The following is a 16,693-nucleotide window of genomic DNA, read 5'->3' on the forward strand; positions in this document are numbered from 1 at the left end:
GGCTTTTTTATTGCAGGACCCATGATGCCCAGACTCAATTCTTTTTTCGTATCCCCACAGAATTGGCCGACAGCAATCGGCGAAACCGTTGTTTTGGACGGGCCGGAGGCTCGCCATATGGGAACGGTTTTGCGAACTGTGCCGAATCAGACCGTTCGTCTTTTTGATGGACAAGGGCATGATGGACTTTTTTCCATTCGAGAAGCTGGCAAACGACGCGCTGTGCTTGACGCTGTTCAACTTGACGAACACGCTGCTCCTGTCAATGGGATAACCGTGGCCATCGGTTGGGGAAAATCCAAACGTCGCAAATATCTTTTAGAAAAAAGTGTTGAACTTCAAGGGGCTGGGATTGTTTTTTGGCAGGCAAACCGCAGTCAAGGTTTGGTCCCGGCTGCGGTTAAAGACGCGTGGGTGGACACAACCATTCAGGCAGCCAAACAATGTGGAGCGACATTTCTTCCGAAAATACAGACCGCTCCGGGCGGCATTGACACCTTGATCACTTTGCGAGATTCGTATGACCATGTTGTTGTCGCATGGGAATCAGACTCGATTGCAACACGCTTGTCGCCCGATATGCTTGCGCGAGGCCGTACACTTGTCGTCATTGGTCCGGAAGGCGGTTTTGACGACGATGAAGCGCAGCGGTTGATACAAGCGAATTTCGTGCCGGTGACATTTGGACAGTCGATTCTCCGTTGGGAAACGGCTGCCACCTATTGTCTCAGTCTGGCCATGTTTGGTATACAGGAAGCATCATGAAATTAGAAATAGAAGAAACGCATCCCTTGGCGGATAGGATTCGTCCGACATCATTGGATGAATTTGTTGGACAAGGACATATTAGAAATCGAATCGAGGCTTTTTCCAAATCCAAGAGAATGCCCAGCTTGTTACTGTTTGGCCCTCCCGGATGTGGAAAATCCACATTGGCTTTATTGCTTGCCCAATTGACCGGCAAAAAATATCTGCGGGTCAGTGCGCCTGAAGCCGGACTGACTTCCTTACGTAAAAGGTTACCCGGGCAAGACATTCTTATCTTGGACGAATTACACCGTTTTTCCAAGGCGCAACAAGATTTTTTCCTTCCCATTTTGGAAACTGGTGAAATCACGTTGTTGGCCACCACCACGGAAAATCCGTCTTTTAGCGTGACTCGGCAACTGTTGTCGCGGTTGCATGTGCTTCGGCTCCGTCAGTTGAGTCGTGAAGAATTAATTGACGTCAGTCAACGGGGTGCGGAAGAGCTGAGTGTAGAGCTTGAAGAAGAAAGTCATAAAATGTTGGCTGCGATGGCTGGTGGCGATGCCCGTGCCTTATTGAATTTATTGGAATATACTGCCGAGTTGCCCAAGGAAAAACGATGCCCGGACTGTTTGCGGGAATCGTTGCCGGAAATTGTTGTTCGTGGCGACAGGGACGGGGATTCTCATTATGAATTGGTTTCCGCGTTGATTAAATCCATCCGAGGCAGTGACCCTGACGCGGCCTTGTACTATTTGGCGTGTCTTATTGAAAGCGGTGAAGACCCCCGGTTCATCACTCGTCGTTTGATTATCTCCGCCTCCGAGGATATTGGACTTGGCGATCCCCATGCCCTGAGCCATGCCATGGCCTGCCACCAGGCGGTTGAAGCGATTGGGATGCCTGAAGGATTCATCCCCATGTCTCAGACCGCAGTCTATTTGGCCCTGGCTCCCAAGAGTAATTCGACCTATGCGGCCTATCGAACCGCGCAAAAGGAAGTACGGGAAAACGGGCCGAAATCTGTTCCGTTACATCTACGGAATGCAACCACGTCTCTCCAGCGGGAATGGGGCTATGGTCGAGGCTATCTCTATCCACACAATTTCCCCAAGGCGTGGGCAGATCAGGAGTATCTTCCCACCGAGTTAACAGGCCGAAAATTTTATCATCCGAAAGATCAGGGAGAAGAACCAAAACTGCTTGCATGGTTAAAACAATTTCGTCGAGGTCGATAAGATGATTGAAAACGGCTCCCGCTGTCACAACAGAGGGAGCCGTTTTTTTGTTTATTTATGAGGACGAGGTGTACAATTTTTGCCATTCATCCAAAAAAAGTAATGCGGTATCCAAATCCGATAATTTGCCCTGCTGTTGTCGCACGGCCCAGATGAGATCCTTGAAAGAGACATCGTCCGGGAGGCCTAGTTGCTCGATCAATGCTCTGATATCTCGTTGAAGTTCAGGGGGATAGTCGGCGGCGAAAAGCGACGTGTCTGACCGGGGGTGAGGCCATCCCGAAAGACGGTGTGTCGTGAAATCAATGAGTGTCCGCATTCGCTGTACATATGTATGGTCTTTGAGCACTCGTGCCCTGCCCCGCATGGCGAACTGTGTGCGAGCAGCGGGATCATTGAGGAAAAGGTCAATTTTATCCGTCAATTCCTTGATGCTGTTGAAAGTGGCTAGTTCGTTATTTTCAAACGCTTCTCCCAAAAGACTTCTGGTGTCCACCAATTGAAATGCACCACAGGCCGCCAGTTCGAATGTGCGCGGATTGACGAAATCGCCGCCTGTGACCAATGACTCAGCCTGAACGCTGGAATGCAAATTCAAGTTGATGGTGGTGGCATTGAAAATTTTGACACATTCTTCGGGCGATATCCGTGCGCCTTTGCATTGGACCAATGGTTCGAGCACATGATCCCCATCCCATTCTGTTCCCCATATTTTGAAATCATGAGAAACCAATTCTTTAAATGCTTCCCGGCGGTTTGGGTAGCCTGCTCCCATGAATGAGATGTCTGATCCGAATTTGCGTTGTTCAATGGACGACAACGAAAGCGGTCTGTGAAAATCGGGTTGGGCGGCAAGGGGCAAATACAGAACATTTGGCTGCCCAATAGCTTGAATATCTTCAACGCATTGTCCTTTTTGGATAACCGCAAAAATATCGTACAGTGGTGCAAAGGCTTTCCAGTAGGTGAAAAGCCGATAGTCTTCGACGAACCACATGGCCGTGGCAACGCCATCTCGACGAAGTCGTTTAAGCGCCTGTCGATTGAGTGGAGCCTGTGCCAGACATAAAACCATATCGGGTTCGAAGGTTTCAACCTTTGCGAGAATGGATTGGCTGACCACATTCAGCAAGGAGTTTTGCAGATAATCCAAACGGTCCGAAGTGACCTTGAGATCTTTTAGCGCGGTATATGCCGGATAAAAATCAGGAGCTTCAAATATTTCGACCAGATGCCCATCCTGTTTCAAAGCCGATGCCACATATCGACCAATGGGAAGAGAACCGCCATACAGCGGCAATACGACGAGAATACGCAAATTAGTCATTGCAATGTCCATGGGGTTCAAAATGTTGCATTTGGGTCATCCAGTCTTTTTCCCGTTGGATTCTTTGGGCGAATACCTGTTCGTCTGCCTGGAATTGAGTGCCGGTTTTGAGCAGGTATTGTGCGATGAAATTTCTGAATACCGTTCGAGAAGCTGTGTCCGAGTCTGTTCCGGCTAAGGGCGTGTAGATTTGTCCCAACGTGTCAAAATCAGACTGGAATTTAATGAGATTGTCAGGGAGATGTTCTTTTTTCCGTGTGACGAGAAATCGTTTGAATTCCGGCGATTCAAACGGGGCGAGGCAGGCAACGTCAAGCTCGCACGGTCGAGTTTCCAAACAGGGAAGGCAGTGGGTTATCGCCTGATAGACCGTGTGCCCTGCCCCATACGGACCTGTTTCAAAACACCATGCCGAAGAGAGAAAAAAGGCCATCACCGGTGTGCCTAAGTGAGCAGCCAGGTGCATGGTCCCTGTATCCGGTGTCATCAGCACGTCAAGTGAATCAACTATTTCGACCAGATCATTCCAATCGGTTTTGCCTGCAAGATTTCGGGTCTTCTTTTGAAGCGCAGGAGAGAGATTTTTAAAAACAGCGTGCCCTGCTGCCTGCTCTGTTTGTCCGCCAAGCAAGACGATCGAGTCTGTTTTTTGGACGGTTCCGAGTGTTGAAACAATCGTCGCAAGCGTTGTTGGAGGGAGTGAGCGTCTGGATTCTCGACCGGCCAGCACTACACCTATTCCGTTCCCTTTCGGTGTTGCGGGAGGATTGACTGATTCCGGTTTGATCCTCTCTGGACAATATCCGGCCCAAAAATCCATGAGGTTGATGCCCAGCCGTCGCAAAGAGGACCATCGCATGGCCATGGCGGGCCATGTTTCTGTGCATTCCTGTCCGTTTCGCCATGAGTATCCCCGGACTTTTTTCGCGTCAAACAGCGCCGCCAATCGGAAATTGAGTCCTGAAAAATTGAGATTATAAATGGTATCAAAGTCAAGAGCTTGAAGCGAAGCGAATGTTTGTCGGTTGTCAATCAACAGACGCTGGAGCATTGTCGAAGCATTCCTTCCTGTCCCATGTGCGGTTATTGGATGGATGATGACATGCGGATAAACCAAACGGGCCAACGGTGCCAGCGATGTATCAAGACACAGATGCACTTCACTATTTTGGCATGAAGCAAGGCTCTGTATGAGTCGTTTTGTCTGGATCAAATCCCCGAAACGGGCCAGTTGGATAACAAGGTATTTTTTCATATGTTTTTTCACGGCGTCAGAAATGTAGCGCAACTTGAGTGAATCTTGCAAGAACCGGGCAATTCCCATTTTACTTGTTCCGGCGCATTCGGTATCAAGAGCCATGCGATACTATCCCATCTTTGTAAATCTGGAAAACAGATCGTGTCTTGTCGTCGGTGCCGGCGATGTCGGCAAGCGAAAGATTCGATCTTTGATCGATGCGGGGGCTGGTTTTGTCTCCATCATTGATACCCGTAAAGCTGACGAATACATACAATCACTTTGTTCAAGTAAAACTGTTAATTATGTGTGCCGTGAATTCCAGGAAAGTGACCTTGAGGGACAATTTCTGGTTATCGTTTGCACTTCGTCAGGGACGGTTAATGAACGGATTAGTGACCTGTGCGCTGAACGGCATATTTTATGTAATGTGGTCGACCAGCCGGAAAAATGCAGTTTTATTGTTCCAGCAACGGTCAAACAAGGTGACCTGACTGTGGCTATTTCGACTGGTGGACAAAGTCCAGCTATGGCCAAACGCATTCGTCGAGACCTGCAAAACAGCTTCGGCGATGAATATGCCGCGTTGTTGACCCTCTTGGGACGAGTCCGTCCCTTGATGCTTGCTCTTCATCGAGAAACAACGTCTAATACAGCGGTTTTCCGTTCTTTGGTCAATTCCGACTTGTTGGAGACTTTGAAGAACAAGAACCTTGACGCTGCCAAAGAAATACTTAAAGAATCTTTGCCCGAACCGTTGTACGACAACATCCCGGAGATGCTTGATGGGCTTATTTAATACGCTCCATATTTTTATTATTGCACTGTACGCATTGGGTACAGTCCTTTTTTTGACTGGAATAATCACCAGCAATGCCAAACTTAAACGAATCGCAATTTGGTTTGCTGTCATCGGTTTTTCTTTGAATACCGTTGACTTAGGACTCATTTTAGCAAGCGATCCATTGGCCTTGAGCGGTGGGACTTTCTATTTCAACATTTTGGCGTGGAGCGTTTTGGCCATCTATTTTTTCTTATGGTGGCGCTTGCGGCTTGAATTTCTGGCTATCACGGCTTTACCATTGGCACTTCTGCTTTTTGTCTCATCGATGGCCCTTGGTGGAATCCGGGTTATCATGCCTCCACAATTGACCGCCCTCTTCTTCGGGTTGCATATCGGATCGCTGGTGTTGACGCTTGGCGCGCTCATGATGGCTTTGGGGGCTGGATTTGCTTTTATTTATTACAATCGAAAACTGAAGACCAAGGCAGGACTCGCCAGCATGGGCAGTGCTGTACCGTCTTTGGACAAGTTCGATACCGTCAATCGCTGGGCGGTTGCCGTGGGATTTCCCTTGTACACATTGGGACTTTTCTCAACATTCTTTTGGTATTGGATTGCCCCCGATAAACATTTTACCTGGGATATCATGAAAATCGGCTCTTTAGCCGTCTGGTTTCTCTATGCATTTTTATTTCATCAACGCATTGTGCTTGGCTGGCGGGGACGCAAACCCGCAATCCTTGCCATCTGGGTTTTTGTCGGCATGTGCATTTCTCTCATCCATCACACCATTACTTTTCGAGTCATGCCATGAATAGACAGATTATTCTCATAGGGCTTAACCACCGAACCGCCAGTGTCGATATCCGGGAAAGATTCGCATTGACCGATATTGATAATTTCGAACAAGGACTGATGGCGCACTGTCCTGTACTCGAATGTATGGCCCTCTCCACCTGTAACCGGGTGGAGATCATCGTGGTCGCCAAAAACAATGCCGAACGCGAAGTCGTGGACGCCGTCATTCAATATTGGGCCGCGATCTGTAAAGGAAAAGCCGAGCTTCTTTGGGAGAATACCTACAATTATTCCGGGCTTGAAGCAGTAAAGCATGTTTTTACAGTCGCGAGTAGTCTGGATTCCATGGTGATGGGAGAACCTCAGATTCTCGGTCAGCTCAAAGATGCCTACCGCGCAGCGGTCACCAAGGGAACGGCCAAAACTATTGTGAATCGGTTGCTGCACAAATCGTTTTCCGTCGCCAAGCGCATCCGTACTGAAACGGCTATCGCGTCCAGTGCCGTTTCCATCAGTTTTGCCGCTGTTGAATTGGCGAGAAAAATTTTTGGCGACCTGAAAGGGACTCGGGCCATGCTCGTCGGTGCCGGTGAAATGGCTGAACTGGCGGCCACACATTTGTTACGCAACGGAGTTCAAGACGTCATTATCGCGAATAGGACACTGAGTCGGGCCAAGGAACTGGCGGACACTCTTGGTGGGGAACCCATTCAGATTGAGAACATGTCGGACCGCTTGCCTGAAGTTGATATTGTTATCAGTTCAACCGGATCCCCGGTTGCGGTCATCAAGGCAAAGGACGTCAAGGCCGTGCTCAAGCGGCGCAAGAACAAGCCCATGTTTTTCATCGACATTGCCGTGCCCCGTGATATCGACCCTGATGTCAATATTCTGGATAACGTCTATCTCTATGATATTGATGATCTCAAGGAAGTTGTCGAAGACAACATGGCACAACGCCATGAAGAAGCGGCCAAGGCCTTGACGGTCGTTGATCATGAGACCGAAACTTTTGGAAACTGGCTCCATTCATTGAATTTACAGCCGACCATTGTGGATATGGTGGAAAAGACCGAAGACGTGGCGCATCGGGAACTGCGCAAAACGTTGAAACGAATAGGTCCAGTGGATGCCGTCACTCGAAAGGCTTTGGAAACACTGGTTCTCTCGGTGGCTCACAAATCCATGCATGAGCCAATTTGTTTTTTAAAACGTCGGACACAGGAAGAAGGTGCTGCCGAACGATTTATTGATTTGGCCCGCCGGATGTTCAATCTGGATGATGAGTCCATCCCAGCGGAAGCCCACCTTGATCGAAAGAACAAGACGTGTTCATCGCAAGACATCAGTGACCTCATTGAAGCCTCAAAAAACAAGGAACAATAATGCGGAGTTATCTTATTGAAGACTTGAGTGATGCCGCGTGTCAGGCCGTCATGACCGCATTCGACGAGCTCGGTTTCAAAGGGGCTTTGGATGGAATTTATTATCTCCCCCTTCCAGTGGAATTGCTTCAAAAAGAGCAACAGGCCCATCAAACTGAGTGTGGTCCCTATTTCATGGCCCTTGAATGTCTTGAAAAAGAAGACGAAAATTCATTGAAATTGGAATTATTGGTTCGGGGCCGCAAAAAAATGCGGTGTTCCTGCATTGCCTACGCCACACCAGAACAACGCGCGCACATGATTGACTATTTGGATCAGTTCCTTGATGAGCTGGAGGTCGCTGTCTAACCATGTTCAGCGTGCCTGAGAATTTTCCTGACACGCTTCAGGACTTGCTCCCCAAATGGGCGCATTTCTGTCTGTATGTCGAGAAATTCATCACTGGCGAATTGCAACAGGATCTGGCGGGGAAACATGTCTTGGTCGGTTTTTCTGGCGGTGTTGATTCAACCGCCCTGCTCCTGGTTCTTCATTATCTTTCCCAACGAAATGACTATTCGTTGACCGCAGTTCATTTGAATCATCAATTACGACCTGAAGCGGCAGATGACGCGGCATGGTGTGATGCTTTTTGTCATTTTCTTGGCATTCAATGCGTTGTGGCTTCCCGTGATGTGGGGTCTTATGCAATAGAGCACAATCTTGGAGTCGAAGAAGCTGGGCGACAGGTTCGATACGCTCTGTTTGACTCTGTGAAAAAGAGCACAAGCGCAAATGTTCTGGCCCTTGGCCATCAGCTTGATGACCTCAGCGAGGACGTTGTCATGCGGCTTATCCGTGGTACTGGCTGGCCCGGCTTGTCCGGTATGACAGGGTTTGATCCCCAGCGACAACTCATTCGCCCTTTGCTCATGATTCCAAAATCGACACTGATTGCCTTTGTGACTAAAACAGGGGTGCAATGGCGCGAAGATGCCACCAATGCGGACTCGAATTGGACGCGAAATAGGGTTCGAAACAGCATTCTTCCCTTGATTCAAAAAGAAAATCCAAATTTTTGGCAATCTGTGAGCCGATTGTGGAAAATTGGTCGCATTGAGCAGGATTATTGGAAATCAATGACCGCTGATATTTCTGATTCCATTGAGAATACACGACTTTTTAACACTCACCAAGCAGTCCGTCTCCGATTGTACAAAGCCGCACTTGACCGGCTTGGCCCGGGACAGGCCCTGGCTGATACCCTGTTTAAACTCGATGAAGCGTGGTTGGAAAAGCGTGTTGGTTCCACGTTTCAATTTCCCGGAGAAAAGGTCGCGAAAATAGTGGCAACAGGTGTCATATTTTCGACGACCCATTGACTTCCGCATTTCCCCGGTATAAAAGCATGTGATCTTTTGCACAATGTGTTGAATTGGTATGCGACGTTGTGTTTTTTTCATCATCAGGAGGAGTACACTATGAATATTCTGATTTTCGGCCCTAACGGCTCCGGTAAAGGTACCCAGGGAACCCTGGCCAAAGACAAGTATGGTCTGGATCACATCGAGTCCGGTGCTATTTTCCGGAAACACATTGGTGGCGGTACCGAACTCGGCATGAAAGCCAAAGAATTCATCAACAAGGGCGAACTCGTTCCTGATGATATCACCATCCCGATGGTGTTGGATGTGTTGTCCAACTCCAAAAACGGTTGGTTGCTTGATGGGTTCCCCCGCTCTTTGGTTCAGGGCGAAAAATTGTGGGAAGCCCTTCAGAAAGATGGTGAAAAGCTTGACTATGTGATCGAAATCAAATTGCCACGTGAAATCGCCAAGGCCCGTATCATGGGTCGTCGTCTGTGTGAAAACAACCCGAATCATCCGAACAACGTGGGTATTCCGGTTATTGCTCCTGACGGTGACAAGTGCCGTGTCTGTGGTGGCGCATTGTCCGCTCGTGAAGACGATCAGGACGAAGCTGCAATCGATGTCCGTCATAACATTTATTATGATGAAACGACCGGCACCATGGCTGCCTGCAATTTCTACAAGAATATGACAGACGGTGGTTTCAAATTCATCGAACTGAATGGAGAAGACTCCATTGACGCCATCAAGGATTACCTGATGAGCCAGCTCGTATAGTTTTATTCTACAATTAATAAAAGGCCTCTTCCATTGTTGTGGAAGAGGCTTTTTCTTTTGCATCGACTGTGTCTTTGCCAAATGAAGCTGTTTTCGTACAAGAGACTGGTGGACGGAGCGTTGTACATTGAGTGTACCATGTCGTAAAACCATCTTTATGGCGGGACAACAACGGAAAAAAGGGAAGGACCATCAGGTCCTTCCCTTTTAGGTATTGAATGGAATAGAAGCTATGCTTCGCTTGTTTCCTGAGCACTCGGGCCAAATCCCAACAGGATCGGGCTTGCCACGAAGACGGAGGAATATGTTCCGACGCCGACGCCGATGAGCAGGGCCAAGGCAAAGTCATGGATAACACTACCGCCCAAAACGAACAGACAAAAGACAACCAACAAGGTTGTGACAGAGGTCATGATTGTCCGGGACAGGGTTTGGTTGACTGCGGTGTTGATAACCGCGGCAAAGGTGGTGTTGCCTTTACGGGCGTTGTTGTTTTCACGGATACGGTCAAACACGATAATGGTATCGTTGAGCGAATATCCGATAATAGTCAACAAAGCCGCAATGATGGTCAGGTCGAACTCCTTGCCGAGTATGGAGAATATGCCGATCGTAATGATAACGTCATGAATGAGTGCGGCAACGGCTCCGAGGGCGTAGTTCAGTTTGAGATACCAGCAAAGGGCAACGGTAATAATCAGGGCTGCGATAATCAGCCAGCCCATTTCCAAGCCAAGGAGCCCGATGCCGTAGACACCGAATCCAAGGGCTGCGGCCATGACTCCGGCAATAGTCCACCGCTGTTCGAACCGGCCGGAGATGTACACGGCAATGAGGAGCACTGCGTAAAACAGGGCTTCCAATGCTTTGGTACGCAAATCCGCTCCGACTTTTGGACCGACCATTTCAAGACGTTGAATCTCGAAATGCGCTCCATCCAGATTGTCAGACAATGCCGTGGTCACCCGACTTCGGACATCTTCCGAAGTGATGTTGGAGCTGGAGGTACGAATGAGGTATTCATGATCCCCGTCCAGTCCAAGTGTCTGGACGACAAGGCCGGGCAGTTCAACTCCCCTGACTGCGTCCTTGACCATTTCAACGTCTGTTGTTTTATCGATCTTCACTTGAACGATCATGCCGCCAGCAAAGTCGATACCGTATTTGGGGCCTCCCTTGATGAGAAGAGAGGCAACACCGGCCAGGATGATGATTGCCGAAAGAATAAAGGCAAATTTCCTGAGTCCGATGAAATCAATTTTTGTATCAGGTTTGATTATTTGAAGTCCCATTGTCTTCCCCTTAGATGCTCAGCTTGGCGCTATCGGAACGGCTCTTCAAGTACAGCTCGAACAAAATGCGCGATACGAAAATCGCCGTGAACATAGATGTAATGATACCCAGGGTCAGCGTGACTGCAAAGCCGCGAACAGGTCCGGTACCGAACTGATACAGAATCACAGCTGCGATAACGGTCGTCACGTTGGCATCAAGAATGGTCAGGGTCGCCCTGCCATATCCCTCAGCAACAGCCTGTGATGCGGAAAGTCCGCGTCGCAGTTCTTCTCGAATACGTTCGAAAATGATGACGTTTGCATCCACAGCCATACCGATCGTCAAAATGATACCGGCAATACCTGGCAAGGTCAGTGTGGCACCGAATGCCGCCAAACCTGCCAAAATGAGCATGATGTTCAGGCAGAGCACGATATCCGCGACAAGCCCGGCAAAGCTGTAATAGATCACCATGAAACCGAGCACCATGGCCATGCCGATGAAAGCAGACATAACGCCGTTGTCAATGGATTCCTGTCCCAGGGACGGGCCGACACTGCGCTGTTCCAGAATTTCAACCGGAGCTGGCAGAGAACCGGCACGAAGCACAACCGCAAGGTCACGAGCTTCTTCCCGGTTGAATTGACCGGTGATCGATGCGCGGCCACCGGAAATGCGTTCCTGAATCACTGGTGCTGAATAAACTTTGCCATCCAGAACAATGGCCATCCGTTTGTTCACATTTTCTGTGGTCAGATTGGTGAAGATGGCACCGCCCCGCGCATTGAATGTGATAGCGACATACGGCGAATTCCAATTGTCGAGTTGGACTTTGGCATCCGTTACATATTCACCAGTCAGGACAGCGTCCCGTTTCAGGACGATGGGAGATTCGGCATATTGGCCATTGGGCAATTTCTTGAGCAGGACCGCCAGTTCACGACCGGGTGCCAGAATTCCCTGTTGGGCTTTGGCAACGTCGGCGGCATCGTCCACCATTTTGAATTCGAGGTGGGCGGTCTGACCAATGATTTTGATGGCGCGTTCAGGATCTTGCAAACCGGGCAACTGCACCTGAATGCGGTTGTCTTGCTGCCTGCGAATATCCGGTTCGGCGACACCAAACTGGTCAATTCTGTTACGGATGGTTTTGATGGCCTGCTCCATGGTCAGCTTCTCAATATCCTTTCGATATTGAGGAGAGATGGTAAGGACATACTTTTCCTTGCCGCCGTCCATGAGATGCGTGTTTTCAATCGCGAATTGCGTGTACTTGTTGATGACGTCTTCAAAAGCGTCTTTCTGTTCACTTTTGAGCAGCACGACTTCGATTTGCGATTCATTCAAAACGTTGGGGCGCAAAACAAAAATTTCTTTGTCGCGAGCTACGGCTTTGAGGTCGTCGCCGAGTCGGGCGAGGTTGTTATCCATGGCGGTATCCATATCCACTCCAAGAGTGAGGTTGATACCACCTTTGAGGTCAAGGCCGAGGTTGACGGAGTCGCCCGGCAGAATCTTGCCAATTGCCGAGTCCTTGACGCCTGGTATGGACGGCAGCATGTACGCCAGTCCAAGCACCAGAACGACGAGGGCCGCAATGGCTCTCCAACGCAAACTTTGCATGAAAACTCCCTTAATACGAACTATTTGCACCCTCTTTGCACGACCCTGACGATAAACGCAAGTACGGACCGGGCCACGGATTTCCGTGGTCCGATCCGTTTGGGTGTGTCAAAGAATGGTTGCAAAAACCTACTTTTTGCCAGCAGCTGGTGCGCCACCGTCTTTGTCAGCGACGAATCCGCGTTTGATGACGACGTTGACGTCGGGGGCAATCTCAATGGTGAGGTTGTCGCCGTCAATGTCTACGATGGAACCGCGAATGCCGCCGTTGGTCCATACTTTGTCGCCTTTTTTGAGGGCTTCAAGCATGGCCCTATGGGTTTTCTGCTTTTTTTGCTGAGGGCGAATAAGCAGGAAGTAGAAAATGGCGAACATAAGGACCAGCATGGGCAGTGGACCGCCGAGAATGCTGCCCAGACCGCCTGCCTCGCCACCGCCCGCAGGCGGAGCCATGGCATAGGCTACGGAATCGAAGAACATAGGTTCCTCCAGAAAAGGTTAATATTGTTGCAGTGTTTTGAACTGTCTAGCAGGGAACATACAGGTTGCCGTATGGCCGATGCGAGAACGGTCGAATCTTGACAAAGTTCTCACTCATAATTTCCGTGCTGTCCAGCTTCAATTCGTTGGCGTAATCTGTAACCAGATCTTGAATAATATTCAAATCTTCTGAGTTCACGGGTTGAGCATTCAGCCCTGGACCGAGTTGGTTCTCGTGAACAGTCCCGCGAACATAGATTACACCGCCATGCATTCCTGTCCCGAGACTTCGTCCCGCTACAGGCGCATCAGACTTATCAGAAAACATGCCCAAGAGCAAAATAATTCCGCCAGCCATATATTCTCCGAGAAAGTCTCCGGCCTTGCCGCCCACAACAATTTTCGGCTGTTGATCCAGATAGGCTTTCATATGGATACCAACGCGGTAGCCGACATCGCCCTTGATGAATATTTCGCCGCCACGCATGGCATATCCGATCACATCACCGGCAATGCCTTCGATAATCACACGGCCATTATCCATGGTGTTGCCAACGCCATCCTGTGCGTTGTTATGGATACGAATTTTCGGCCCACGCATGAACGCGCCCAAATCCTGGCCCGGTACGCCGTAGACGTCGAATGTCAGGTCGCCTTCCAATGCTGTCGCAATATACCGCTGCCCATTGCATTCCTTGAGGGTGAAATCCGTCACCCCTTCATTGATAAGCTGCCGTATCTTTTCGTTGAATTCTTTATAATAAGTCCGCCCTGCTGTCAGGGTCACCTTTTTTTTGTTGGGTGTCATTTAATCCTCCAGATCCACGATGACAGGTTCACCGGCCTTGGGCATCCAGACTCTGTCCAGATCGGGGCAAACGTCACGCACGGCGGATTCTTCGGATGACATGAAGACCATATCATCCTTTTCCGCAACCAGCAGAGGGCGTAACTTGATGCGATCGTTCAACCCCATGAGACGGGTATTGTCAGCCACCAAAATGGCAAACGGGCCGTTGAGCATTCCGGGACCATAGGTAGCCCGAAGTGCGGTGTACAATTCCTTGTCCTCGTCATCCATACGTTCGATTTCATCCCAGAATGGCGGCGCAAAGCATTTGGCGGTCATTTCCCATGACAAACCGTGTTTGCGAATGAGCATATCCAATTCATAGGCCACGACTTCCGTATCCGTCATCATGGTACACAGATAATCGTGTTCACACAGATATCGGCGATTGATACCGTATGACGAGATTTCGCCGTTGTGGACAATGGACCAGTTCAGGATGGTGAACGGATGCGCTCCGCCCCACCAACCCGGCGTATTGGTCGGGAATCGGTTATGTCCGGTCCAGATGTATGCCGAGTATTCGTCAAGACGAAAAAATTCCGCAATATCTTCTGGAAATCCAACGCCTTTGAATGCGCCCATGTTTTTACCGCTTGAAACGACAAACGCACCGGGAACAACGGTGTTGATTTTCATGACGACTGCCACGATGTAGTCTTCTTCGGGCAGTTCCCAGAATTCATTGTCCGGTTTTTCGGGAACAGTCACAAAATACCGATTGAACTTTGGCGGATTGGGAATCGCCAGCGTCCGTCGGGTTGGAATGGGTTCATAATAATGCAGATCAAAGTATTTCTTGATCATTTCTTCGGAACCCTTGATTGCGCCGTCGTCATCACACATCATGTGAAAGCAGTATTTATCCGCATGGTCGGGGTAAATGCCGTAGGCGGCGAATCCACCACCGAGGCCATTTCCACGATCGTGCATACAGGCCATGGCCTGAATGGGCATTTCGCCCGGGATCGAGCCGCGTTTCTTGTGAATGACGCCGAATATTCCGCAACCGGAGATATCCTTTTCAAAATCATAATATTTATCAGGGGCTTTCATATAATCCTCTCAAAAAAACAAGACTTACGCTTCAGGGTTCCAGGTTTCCCGAAAGAAATCATCCGGCCACATCAGGACATCGGGTTCGCCGGACAGCAATTGTTTTTTGGTCTCTTCCGGAATGGGCATCTGGAATTTGACAAACGCCGTGTACATGCCAGCCATATCGATATCGCCGACCAGGACGTATCCCACCAGATGATCGTTGTGAAAAACCAATTTGCGATAGCTCTTTTTCTTTTCATCCAATGTGACGGCGGACGTATAGGCTGTGTCATCTTCAGGTGGATTGACCGTTCCAACGGAGATGGTAGGCAGACCGTAAAAGGAGATGGAATTCATGGCGAGTGAACCTTTGAATTCGATATCAGTGCCTGTCATGTTTTTCCCGGCGCAAAAACCCTGATTATACGCGTTTGTCCAAATGGGAATGACGCGATCGTCGCCAAACAGCAGGTCTTTGGCTTGGGCCACATCACCAGCGGCAAAAATGCCCTCTGCGGTGGTGCGCATGTGGTCATCCACATGAATCCCTCGATCCACTTCGATACCGGCGTCCTTGGCCAATCCATAGTTCGGTACAACGCCAATGGCGATAACCACCACGTCGGTTTGCAAAAAGTTGCCATCAGTCAGATGAACGCCTTTAAGCAGCCCATCCGCATCTCGTTGAATTTCTTTTGCCGACACGCCACAGCGGACATTGAGACCGACTTCCTCAAGTCTTTTCCCGGCAAGTGAAGCGGCATTTTCATCAAACGCGAGGCTCAATATGCGCGGAGACAGTTCCAGAATCGTGACGTCAACACCACGATCAAACAGGGATTCACCGGCTTTCAACCCGATAAGTCCTCCACCGATGACCACGGCTCTTTTTATCTTTTGGGCTTTGGAAATCAGTGTCTGAGCGTGTGCCAAATTGGTGAAATTATAGACATCTGATCCGTCAGAACCAGGAATGGGCGGTGTAAAAGGAAGTCCCCCCGTGGCAATGAGCAGATTTTCAAAAGCAATGGTTTCGCCTGCGTCCGTGGTGACGGTCTTGTTCTCTGGATCAATGGCGGTCACCGTTGTTCCGAGTTTAAGCGAGACATTGCTTTTTTTATAGAATTCCTGCGGTCGCAAGGTCAGCCGGTCCGGACCAATTTTCCCTGCCAGAAGATAGGAAATGAGCGGACGGCCATACGCTGGAGCGTCTTCGGCTCCGATAATCAGAATTTCATTGTCGGCATCTACCCTGCGGATGCCTTCGATGGCACCGATGGAAGCGATGCCGTTGCCGATGATGACGTATTTCATGCTCGCTTCCTACCTTTCCTCAAATTTCAATGCCTGGTTGGGACACGCCTGAACACAGGCTGGCCCTTCTTCCCGGCCTTCGCACAAGTCACATTTGACGATCTTGTTTTCCAGTGGATGCCGTCGAATAGCCCCATATGGACAGGCCATCAAACACGACCAGCAGCCCACGCATTTATTGCGATCGTATACGGTCCGGCCTGTTTCGGGGTCTTTGTACAATCCACCGGAAATGCACGCCGCCACACAGGACGGCTCATCACAGTGACGGCAACTGATGGCCACACAGGTGTCCCCTTTTTCAAAGACTTTTTTGCAGGGGGACAAACCGTCTGAGGCCTGCTCTTCTCGAAAAGCCACGATCAGGTCCTTAGACTTCGAGTGCGCCGTGATACAGGCCAACTCGCACAAATGACACCCAATACAGAAATCTTTATCAGGATAGACTCTTTTCATAATATCCTCCGC

Annotated in this window: 17 protein-coding genes; 8 read left to right on the forward strand and 9 right to left on the reverse strand. The window is 49.5% G+C overall.

Going from position 1 to position 16,693, the window contains the following annotated elements; all coding sequences use genetic code 11:
- Nucleotides 1–24: 24 nt before the first annotated feature.
- Both GO013_RS06875 and GO013_RS06880 read left to right on the forward strand, forming a co-directional pair.
- The gene (locus tag GO013_RS06875) at nucleotides 25–765 is read left to right on the forward strand and encodes an RsmE family RNA methyltransferase (protein ID WP_163809500.1); all 741 of its coding nucleotides are present in this window, start codon (nucleotides 25–27) and stop codon (nucleotides 763–765) included.
- Nucleotides 762–1,985 (forward strand): replication-associated recombination protein A, encoded by a 1,224-nt coding sequence (locus GO013_RS06880; RefSeq protein WP_163809502.1) that lies wholly within the window; start codon nucleotides 762–764, stop codon nucleotides 1,983–1,985. Before GO013_RS06875 ends, GO013_RS06880 begins: the two co-directional genes overlap by 4 nt.
- 55 nt (nucleotides 1,986–2,040) lie before the next feature.
- On the opposite strand, the gene GO013_RS06885 is transcribed toward GO013_RS06880, so the two are convergent.
- The gene (locus GO013_RS06885) at nucleotides 2,041–3,312 is read right to left on the reverse strand and encodes a glycosyltransferase (protein WP_163809504.1); all 1,272 of its coding nucleotides are present in this window, start codon (nucleotides 3,310–3,312) and stop codon (nucleotides 2,041–2,043) included.
- On the reverse strand, nucleotides 3,305–4,672 hold the full coding sequence (locus tag GO013_RS06890; protein ID WP_239057775.1) for a glycosyltransferase family 9 protein: 1,368 nt from the start codon (nucleotides 4,670–4,672) through the stop codon (nucleotides 3,305–3,307). Before GO013_RS06890 ends, GO013_RS06885 begins: the two co-directional genes overlap by 8 nt.
- Here GO013_RS06890 and GO013_RS06895 point away from each other — a divergent pair.
- From GO013_RS06895 to GO013_RS06920, 6 genes are all read left to right on the forward strand, one after another.
- Nucleotides 4,671–5,348: a bifunctional precorrin-2 dehydrogenase/sirohydrochlorin ferrochelatase gene (locus tag GO013_RS06895; protein WP_163809506.1), complete on the forward strand. Its 678-nt coding sequence runs from the start codon at nucleotides 4,671–4,673 to the stop codon at nucleotides 5,346–5,348. The two genes, GO013_RS06890 and GO013_RS06895, sit on opposite strands and share 2 nt — an antisense overlap.
- Nucleotides 5,263–6,147: a cytochrome c biogenesis protein CcsA gene (gene ccsA / locus GO013_RS06900; protein WP_343219542.1), complete on the forward strand. Its 885-nt coding sequence runs from the start codon at nucleotides 5,263–5,265 to the stop codon at nucleotides 6,145–6,147. Before GO013_RS06895 ends, ccsA begins: the two co-directional genes overlap by 86 nt.
- Nucleotides 6,144–7,517, forward strand: coding sequence for a glutamyl-tRNA reductase (gene hemA / locus GO013_RS06905; RefSeq protein WP_163809508.1), 1,374 nt, complete (start codon nucleotides 6,144–6,146; stop codon nucleotides 7,515–7,517). The genes ccsA and hemA overlap by 4 nt, the downstream gene beginning before the upstream one ends.
- On the forward strand, nucleotides 7,517–7,864 hold the full coding sequence (locus GO013_RS06910; RefSeq protein WP_163809510.1) for a hypothetical protein: 348 nt from the start codon (nucleotides 7,517–7,519) through the stop codon (nucleotides 7,862–7,864). Before hemA ends, GO013_RS06910 begins: the two co-directional genes overlap by 1 nt.
- Before the next feature lie 2 nt (nucleotides 7,865–7,866).
- Nucleotides 7,867–8,877, forward strand: coding sequence for a tRNA lysidine(34) synthetase TilS (gene tilS / locus GO013_RS06915; protein WP_163809512.1), 1,011 nt, complete (start codon nucleotides 7,867–7,869; stop codon nucleotides 8,875–8,877).
- 99 nt (nucleotides 8,878–8,976) lie between these two features.
- Nucleotides 8,977–9,642: an adenylate kinase gene (locus GO013_RS06920; RefSeq protein ID WP_163809514.1), complete on the forward strand. Its 666-nt coding sequence runs from the start codon at nucleotides 8,977–8,979 to the stop codon at nucleotides 9,640–9,642.
- Between the two features lie 230 nt (nucleotides 9,643–9,872).
- Here GO013_RS06920 and secF read toward each other — a convergent pair whose 3' ends face one another.
- The 7 genes from secF to GO013_RS06955 form a co-directional block, all read right to left on the reverse strand.
- Complete coding sequence (gene secF, locus GO013_RS06925) at nucleotides 9,873–10,934, reverse strand: protein translocase subunit SecF (RefSeq protein WP_163809516.1); 1,062 nt, start codon at nucleotides 10,932–10,934, stop codon at nucleotides 9,873–9,875.
- A gap of 10 nt (nucleotides 10,935–10,944) precedes the next feature.
- A complete protein-coding gene (gene secD / locus GO013_RS06930) occupies nucleotides 10,945–12,540 on the reverse strand; it encodes a protein translocase subunit SecD (protein ID WP_163809518.1) in 1,596 nt (531 codons plus the stop codon).
- A gap of 129 nt (nucleotides 12,541–12,669) precedes the next feature.
- A complete protein-coding gene (yajC, locus tag GO013_RS06935) occupies nucleotides 12,670–13,020 on the reverse strand; it encodes a preprotein translocase subunit YajC (RefSeq protein ID WP_163809520.1) in 351 nt (116 codons plus the stop codon).
- Between the two features lie 46 nt (nucleotides 13,021–13,066).
- Nucleotides 13,067–13,828: a hypothetical protein gene (locus GO013_RS06940; RefSeq protein ID WP_163809522.1), complete on the reverse strand. Its 762-nt coding sequence runs from the start codon at nucleotides 13,826–13,828 to the stop codon at nucleotides 13,067–13,069.
- Entirely contained in the window at nucleotides 13,829–14,926 is a 1,098-nt protein-coding gene (locus GO013_RS06945) for a glutamine amidotransferase family protein (RefSeq protein ID WP_163809525.1), read from the reverse strand.
- A gap of 24 nt (nucleotides 14,927–14,950) precedes the next feature.
- Nucleotides 14,951–16,225: an FAD-dependent oxidoreductase gene (locus GO013_RS06950; protein WP_163809527.1), complete on the reverse strand. Its 1,275-nt coding sequence runs from the start codon at nucleotides 16,223–16,225 to the stop codon at nucleotides 14,951–14,953.
- Nucleotides 16,226–16,234: 9 nt separating this feature from the next.
- Nucleotides 16,235–16,681, reverse strand: a complete 447-nt coding sequence (locus tag GO013_RS06955; RefSeq protein WP_163809529.1) for a 4Fe-4S dicluster domain-containing protein — start codon at nucleotides 16,679–16,681, stop codon at nucleotides 16,235–16,237.
- Nucleotides 16,682–16,693 lie beyond the last annotated feature (12 nt).

The sequence above is a fragment of the Pseudodesulfovibrio sp. JC047 genome, assembly GCF_010468615.1.
In the GTDB taxonomy this organism is placed as follows: domain Bacteria; phylum Desulfobacterota; class Desulfovibrionia; order Desulfovibrionales; family Desulfovibrionaceae; genus Pseudodesulfovibrio.